This window comes from Lacrimispora sp. (assembly GCF_032078915.1).
GTDB lineage: Bacteria > Bacillota > Clostridia > Lachnospirales > Lachnospiraceae > Lacrimispora.
Genome location: NZ_DAMAUN010000154.1, coordinates 1 through 7,669 on the forward strand (window position 1 = coordinate 1; position 7,669 = coordinate 7,669).

Annotated in this window: 6 protein-coding genes and 1 pseudogene; 5 read left to right on the forward strand and 2 right to left on the reverse strand. The window is 46.1% G+C overall.

Features of this window, described 5'->3' with window-relative positions:
- The 4 genes from RT269_RS29085 to RT269_RS29100 form a co-directional block, all read left to right on the forward strand.
- On the forward strand, window positions 1-569 hold a 569-nt coding region (locus tag RT269_RS29085), incomplete at its 5' end, for a FecCD family ABC transporter permease (RefSeq protein WP_313187949.1).
- A gap of 12 nt (window positions 570-581) precedes the next feature.
- The gene (locus RT269_RS29090) at window positions 582-1,355 is read left to right on the forward strand and encodes an ABC transporter ATP-binding protein (protein ID WP_313187951.1); all 774 of its coding nucleotides are present in this window, start codon (window positions 582-584) and stop codon (window positions 1,353-1,355) included.
- The gene (locus RT269_RS29095; RefSeq protein ID WP_313187953.1) at window positions 1,355-2,101 is read left to right on the forward strand and encodes a DUF364 domain-containing protein; all 747 of its coding nucleotides are present in this window, start codon (window positions 1,355-1,357) and stop codon (window positions 2,099-2,101) included. The genes RT269_RS29090 and RT269_RS29095 overlap by 1 nt, the downstream gene beginning before the upstream one ends.
- 39 nt (window positions 2,102-2,140) lie before the next feature.
- Window positions 2,141-3,277, forward strand: a complete 1,137-nt coding sequence (locus RT269_RS29100) for an ABC transporter substrate-binding protein (protein WP_313187955.1) — start codon at window positions 2,141-2,143, stop codon at window positions 3,275-3,277.
- 68 nt (window positions 3,278-3,345) lie between these two features.
- Here the strand turns inward: RT269_RS29100 and RT269_RS29105 are convergent, their stop codons facing one another.
- Complete coding sequence (locus RT269_RS29105; RefSeq protein ID WP_313187957.1) at window positions 3,346-5,658, reverse strand: hydratase; 2,313 nt, start codon at window positions 5,656-5,658, stop codon at window positions 3,346-3,348.
- 3 nt (window positions 5,659-5,661) lie between these two features.
- Complete coding sequence (locus RT269_RS29110; RefSeq protein WP_313187959.1) at window positions 5,662-6,993, reverse strand: citrate synthase; 1,332 nt, start codon at window positions 6,991-6,993, stop codon at window positions 5,662-5,664.
- Window positions 6,994-7,372: 379 nt separating this feature from the next.
- Here RT269_RS29110 and RT269_RS29115 point away from each other — a divergent pair.
- A pseudogene (locus RT269_RS29115) lies at window positions 7,373-7,669 on the forward strand (ClpP family protease); the annotation flags it as partial.

Genomic DNA, 7,669 nt, shown 5'->3' on the forward strand with positions numbered 1-7,669 from the left:
CCGTGCTGGGACTGGTGCTGTCCGGCATGATGGTGAGCTCCCTTGCTTCCGCAGCGGTCTCTTTTTTAAAACTGGTGGCCGATCCGACCAATACCCTTCCGGTCATTACCTATTGGCTTATGGGAAGTCTGGCATCCATCCGGCAGAAAGACGTTATGTTTGCGGCACCATGGATCTTCATAGGAATCCTTCCGATTTACCTTCTTCGTTGGCGGATCAATGTATTAAGCCTTGGGGAAGAGGAAGCGAGGAGCATGGGGATCAATGCTAAGAAGCTCCGTTTTATCATTGTAGTCAGCGCGACTTTAATTACCTCAGCAGCAGTTTCAGTAAGCGGGCATATCGGCTGGGTGGGATTGGTAATCCCTCATTTTGCCAGAATGCTGGTAGGAAGTGATTACCGAAGGCTATTGCCGGCCTCTCTGCTTATGGGCGGCAGCTTTCTGTTGATCGTGGATAATTTTGCAAGGCTTTTGGCTACCAGTGAGATCCCCATCGGCATTTTGACTGCATTTATTGGTGCTCCGTTCTTTTTATATCTTATTTTACGGGAAGGAAACCGGTTATAAAGGAGGGGGAGTATGGAGCTGACAGTAAAAAACCTGGAATTCGGCTATCACTGTTTTCCAGTATTAAAGGGGATCAATTTTTCATTCAACAAAGGAGAACTGGTCTGTGTCCTTGGAAAAAACGGCGCAGGCAAGAGTACGCTTTTTCGCTGCATGTTAGGGCTATTAAAAGGGTATCGTGGAGAGATTCTGATCGATGGAACAGAACGCCGTCACTTCTCAGAACGGGAATTGGCCGGAAGGATTGCCTATATACCCCAGAACCATGATACTGCATTCTCTTTTTCGGTTCTGGATATGGTGTTAATGGGAACAACTGCCTCGCTGCCCCGTTTTGCAAGTCCGGGACAGAAAGAGAAAGAAAGGGCATTGAATGCTCTGAAGCTTTTAAGGATTGATGGTCTGAAGGACCGTATATTTGGGCAGATCAGCGGCGGCGAACAGCAGCTTGTACTAATTGCAAGAGCCATCGCACAGGAGGCAAAAATACTGGTTATGGATGAACCCTGTTCCAGCTTGGATTACGGCAACCAGATCCGGGTTATGGAGGAACTGCGGGCTTTGTCAAAAAAAGGATATCTAATTGTACAATCCACCCATAATCCGGAACATGTCTTTTATTTTGCCCATAAAGCGCTGGTGATGATGGATGGAAAGATAGCGGCTTTCGGTGAGCCGGACAAGATCCTTACGAAAGAGCTTTTGGAAGGCGTATATCAGGTGCCTATTGAGATCTATGAGGATTTAAAAAGCGGAAAAAAGGTGTGTATGCCTGGGGGAATGTGATGGATATGTGGGAAATGTATGACAGTCTGATAGAACCAATACCAGATGATGTAAAAATAGAAGATTATTTTGTAGGAATCCAATGGACTTCAGTGACTGTCAGCGGATATACCGGCGCGGCAGCGACAAATCCCCTTCAGACCATTCAAAGGGCTGAAAAAAATATACTGGATATGTCATGGAGGGAAGCGGCCGGGCTGATAAAATCATGGAATTTTACGGAGGCAAGCATTGGTGCCGCAGCGGTAAATGCCTATTATAACCAGCCGGACCGGATCAGCAGGCTGGAAAAGGAAGGCACAATCAGGCAGCTATCGAAGGAAGATGCTTTTATGGCCCATCGTGAGGCTGTCAAAGGAAAAAAGGTGGCGACCATCGGACATTTCTGCTTTGCAGAGGAATTTTTAAAAGAAGCAAAATCCTGCGTAATTCTGGAGCGCAATCCAATGGAAGACGATTATCCGGACAGTGCCTGTGAATACATACTTTCAGACAGAGACTATGTTTTTATTACGGGATTTACCCTGGTTAATAAAACCCTTCCAAGACTTTTAGAGCTGTCGCGGAATGCCAAAGTTATATTAGTGGGACCCAGTGTGGCTCTCGCTCCTGATCTTTTTAACTTTGGCGTGTGGGAGTTAGCGGGTACTCTCATTACGGATAAAAAACTTACAGAGGAATTAGTGAAGAAAGGTGAGCACAAGGCGGTAATCCGTTCCGGATTGCCGGTAAGGCTTTCTAAATAAAAAATATATGCCGCAAAAGCGGCGGAATAGGGGGATCATATGAAAAAAATGAGAAAAAGTCTGGTACTGGCTGCATTCCTTGCTGCTGCAGTGCTGGCAAATGGCTGCCAAAAAGGAAGCGGTAAGGAGGTTCCTGCCAGTCAGGCAGAGACAACTGTATCTGTAAAAGCAGAAACTCAGGCAGAAACAGAAAAAGCGGGCGAAGCAGGAGCGCAGACTGACACCAGAGTGTTCACGGATTCAGCAGGAAGGGAAGTTACACTGCCAAAGGAGATTAACAAGATTGCTCCTTCCGGGCCTTTGGCACAGATCGTGCTTTATACCCTTTGTCCGGATAAGCTGTCAGGACTTGCTTCTGATTTTTCCGAAGGTGCAAAGCAGTACATTGATGAAAAGTATTGGTCACTTCCTAAATTCGGCCAGTTTTATGGGAAGAATGCAAATCTAAACATGGAGGCTCTCATTGCGGAAAGTCCTGATGTAATCATTGATATCGGAGAAGCCAAAAAGAGCGTAAAAGAGGATATGGATGCCCTTCAGGAGCAGCTAAATATGCCAGTCATCTTTATCGAGGCAGATTTAGATACCATGAGTTCTGCTTATGAAAAGCTGGGAGAGCTTACCGGAGAGACTGATCAGGCAAAGAAACTGGCGGATTATTGCAATAATATGCTGAAAAACTCTGAAACAGCCGGGGAGCAGCTGGCAGAAAAGAAAACGGTTTATTTCGCTACCGGAGATGATGGACTTCACACCAATGCAGAAGGTTCCATTCATGCCAGGGTCATCGAACAGATAGGAGCAGAAAATGCAGCTAAAGTTGAAATGGTATCAAGCGGCGGCGGAAGCGAAGTATCCTTTGAACAGCTTCTTCTGTGGCAGCCGGATGTTATCATCGCAGATTCTGAAGCCCTGTACCAAACCATAACAACGGATAAGGTCTGGGGAGAATTAAATGCAGTAAAAGAGGGGAAGGTTTATCAGATCCCATCCGCTCCATATAGCTTTATGAGCAGTCCTCCTTCTGTCAACCGGATGATCGGAATTTTATGGCTGGGCAATCTTGTATATCCCGAACAATATAGTGCTGATATAAAACAAGAGGTAAAGGATTTCTACGAACTGTTTTATCATGTGACTCTTGATGATGCGCAGGTAGAAAAAATCTTAAAATAAAAAACATACCCACCGGATTGGAACCTGGCTTAATGCCAGTTCCATGTCCGGTGGGTATGTTTTTATCATTACTGCTTTTGGTTTTTGTTTCTATTATAATTAATCAGACATCCGGCCTTTACGATTTCCCGCTCTTCCGGGGTCATATCAGCAATGTGCAGTTCTATCTCATGAATCGGATTTCCTTCTTCGTTTTTCACAACGTAAGCTGGGATGTGGTTCATATCCCCGTCAAGAGCTTTGCGGATTCCAGGCACATAGATGAAATCCCCAACTTCAAAATCCGGCTCTGCATCAAGAAGGAAGGGAAGCATTCCCCAGTTCATAACATTGGAGCGGTAGCGTTTCGTCGCATACTCCTTTGCAATATTAGCTAAGCCGCCCAGCACCCGCTGGCAGCTGGCTGCCTGTTCACGGGCAGAGCCATCACCTGGCTTTACTGCGTAAATCATGCTTCCAATCTCTGTTTCCCTTACATCCAGTTCCGGCTGGTTTAAGTAAGCGGCCAGGGCCTTAAATGCAGATTCCAGTGACCGGTCAGCCTCTAAGGGACAGGCACCGGCTTTCCTTACCTGTTCCAGCTCATTTACTTTCTTTGAGCGTTCCACGTATTCCGGATCGCGGCGGGATAAGGTAAATTCCGCAAGTCTGAGAGGATTGGAACGATAGGAGGAGGTTTCTCCGGAAGGGATCAGTTCATCGGTGGTAGTGACCGGATCCATGATCTTTGAGCATATCCGTAATAGAATATTATCCGTTAATGCACTCATAGCCGGCCAGTCCTTGATATTTGGACCATAAATCAGGGGGACCTCAGGCTGAGCATTTCCGAAGCCCTGATACACCCGTCTCTCATAGGAGGATGGATCGAAATCATAGGCAGGAACCTGGTAATCCTCTCCATAGCCTTTTGCTGATGTGAGATAACCGCCGTTTGCCGCTGTTGCAGCAATGGAGCGGGCATCCATGAGGGCAACGCAGGAAATCTGTCCGCTGCCTGGCTTGGAACCTTCCCGGTTGGGGAAATTTCTTGTGGTGTGGCGGATGCTTAAGGAATTGTTGGAAGGGGTATCCCCTGCGCCAAAGCATGGGCCGCAGAATGCCGTCCGGACGGTTGCACCGGCTGCCATCAGTTCCGAGATGGCTCCCTTCTTCACCAGGTCCATATAAACTGGCTGGGAGGAGGGGTATACAGATAAATTAAAGATGTCATTTCCGCAATTTTTACCGGTCAGAATATTGGCCGCAGCCATAACGTTGGAGTAGTTGCCTCCGGCACAGCCTGCGATCACCCCCTGCTGAACCATCAGCTTTCCGTCCACGATCTTGTCTGTTAAGGAAAGGCTTGCTTTGGAACTGCCTACAATGCGCTCTGCTTCCTTTTCCACAGTGCGTAGAATGTCTCCAAGATTATTATTTAATTCGTCGATCTCATAGGTGTTGCTTGGGTGGAAGGGCAGTGCGATCATAGGCTTGATGGTGCTTAAGTCCACATATACCACTCCGTCGTAGTAAGCCACTTCTCCTGGATTTAATTCTTTGTAAGCATCTCCACGGCCATGAAGGTCTAAATAGGCTTTTGTGTCCTCATCGGTTCTCCAGATAGAGGAAAGGCAGGTGGTTTCCGTTGTCATGACATCCACACCGTTCCTATAGTCCGTATCCATAGAAGAAACACCAGGCCCTACGAATTCCATGATTTTGTTCTTTACATAGCCGCTTTTAAAGACCGCTCCGATAATGGCCAGGGCCACATCGTGAGGACCAACGGATGGAGCAGGGCTTCCCGTAAGATAAATGGCCACAACGCCGGGATAAGCCACATCATAAGTGTCCCGAAGAAGCTGCTTTACCAGTTCCCCGCCTCCTTCTCCAATGGCCATGGTTCCCAGGGCTCCATAGCGGGTATGGCTGTCAGAGCCGAGGATCATACGTCCGCAGCCGGCCATCATTTCCCTCATGTACTGATGGATGACCGCAATATGAGGCGGAACAAAGATCCCGCCGTATTTTTTGGCGGCGGAAAGTCCGAATACGTGATCATCCTCGTTAATGGTACCGCCAACTGCGCATAAAGAGTTATGACAGTTGGTCATAATGTATGGAATAGGAAATTCCTTAAGCCCTGATGCACGGGCAGTCTGGATAATTCCTACAAATGTAATGTCGTGGGAGGCCATGGAGTCAAAACGGAGCTTCAAATGATCCATATGATCCGAAGTGTTGTGATTCTTTAAAATGGAATAGGTGATGGTACCTTTTTTTGCCTCAGCCTTATCTGCAGCTTTTCCTGTAAGGGCAGCAACTTTTTCTGCTTCCTGATCCGGAACCAGTTCCGTTCCATGTACAAGATAAGCTCCGCCGTCATACAATTTTACCATATGCTATCTTTCCTCTCTTTTTTTGTAGGAAACAGTTTCTCCTACGTATTTTGTCGCCGGACGCATGATTCTTCCGTCATACAGCTTGTTTTCGATATTGTGTGCCAACCAGCCTGCCATACGAGAGCAGACAAACAAAGGCGTATACATATCTTCCGGTATCTGTAACATATTATAAGCGAAACCACTGTAGAAGTCTACATTGTTTGACAGGGTTTTTCCGTTGCCTGCCAGGCATGCTTTGGCAACCTTTTCAAATTTTGTCAGGAACTCATATTCATCTTCCCTGTTTTTCTGTTTGGCCAGCTTTTCACAGCAGGCCTTTAATAAATCCGCCCTTGGATCGGAAACTGTATAAACTGCATGGCCAAGTCCGTATACAAGGCCGGAATTGTCATAGAAATCCTTTGCGAGGATTTTCTGGATCACTCCCTTCATCTGGGCTTCGGTCGCCTTTAGGCCGATTTCCTTTTCAATGGCCCTGATCATTTCACTGCAGCATATATTGGCGCCGCCGTGCTTTGGTCCTTTTAAAGAGCCGATGGAAGCGGAGATGGCCGAATAGATATCTGTTCCTGTGGAAGATATAACGACATTGGTAAAGGTGGAGTTATTTCCGCCGCCATGATCTGCGTGGATCATCAGCATCACATCAAGCAGATTCGCTTCCTGCTCGGTAAAGATCCCATCCCGGCGCAGCATGTAGAGAATATTTTCTGCCATGGTATATTCCGGCTTTGGATAATGTATGATCAGACTGTCTCTTTCATAGTAATGTACCTTGCTCTGGTATGCATAGACGGAAAGAGAAGGAAGCTTTGCCATGATGTTGATTCCCTTTAAAAGTGTCTCATAGGGATCCACATTATCTGGCTCCTCATCATAATCATATAGAGCCAGGATGCTTTGCTGAAGGCAGTTCATTAAATTGCGGGAAGGCGTGCGGAGCATATTCTTTTCCAGAAACTCATCAGGGAGATGGTAGTTCTGGCTGAGGATGGATGTGAACTCTCTTAATTCCTTCTTCGAGGGGAGATAGCCAAAAAGGAGTAAAAATGAAGTCTCTTCAAAACCGTAACGTTCATTATTTTTTCCGTTTACCAGGTCGCCGATTTCGATTCCACGGTAATAGAGCTTGCCTGGGACGTTGACCTTTTTTCCGTCTTCGATTTCATATCCTACTACGTCAGATACGCGGGTCAAGCCTACCCGTACTCCGGTGCCGTCTTCGTTGCGGAGTCCTTTTTTTACATTGTGTTCCTTAAATAAATTGTTTGGAATATCCGTGAAATTAGAGGATTTGCCAAAGGTCTGAGCGATAAAAAAGTTGTTCATGAGACGATCTCTCCTTTTTTTAGTTTAGCCACAGCCAAAAAGTCATGTATTTGTTTATAGAAAAGCAGCGCGAAAGGATTACTCCGGCGCTGCCTCCATTGGCAAGAATGTGACTTAATTTATGTTGTTTGGTAGTTTACCATGCGGAAGTATCAAAGTCAATAACTTGTTACAATCACAATTAAAATATTGTAATTCCATAAGGTTGAAGACTGGAATTGATAGGAAGCATATTTTTATGGTTTTCTCCACATCATATGGAAATACCCCATGAATATTCCATTGCATCATGTAAAGAGGGCAGACTCTGCCTGGAACGCGTGGGGATAGAATGGAAACTGAAACTACCAAATTAACAGTGAAACAGGAGGTTTTTAAGGTGAGAGAGTATCAGCATAGTAATGGGAAGAACGAAGAACCGGAGGAAAGACAGAATCGGCCTGACGGTAATGCGCGCAAGGAAAACCTTGATGAAAAAAAGACAGAAAAGGATATAGAACAGAAAGAGGATGAAAAGCTGGAAGAATATGGCCAGATGACCCTGGATGATAATGCGAACAAGCGGAAAATCCATCTGATCTCCATTATCGGAGAGGTGGAAGGCCATGAAAATTTGTCAGGCAACAGCAAAGCCACAAAATACGATCACATCCTCCCGAAACTGGCAGAGATTGAA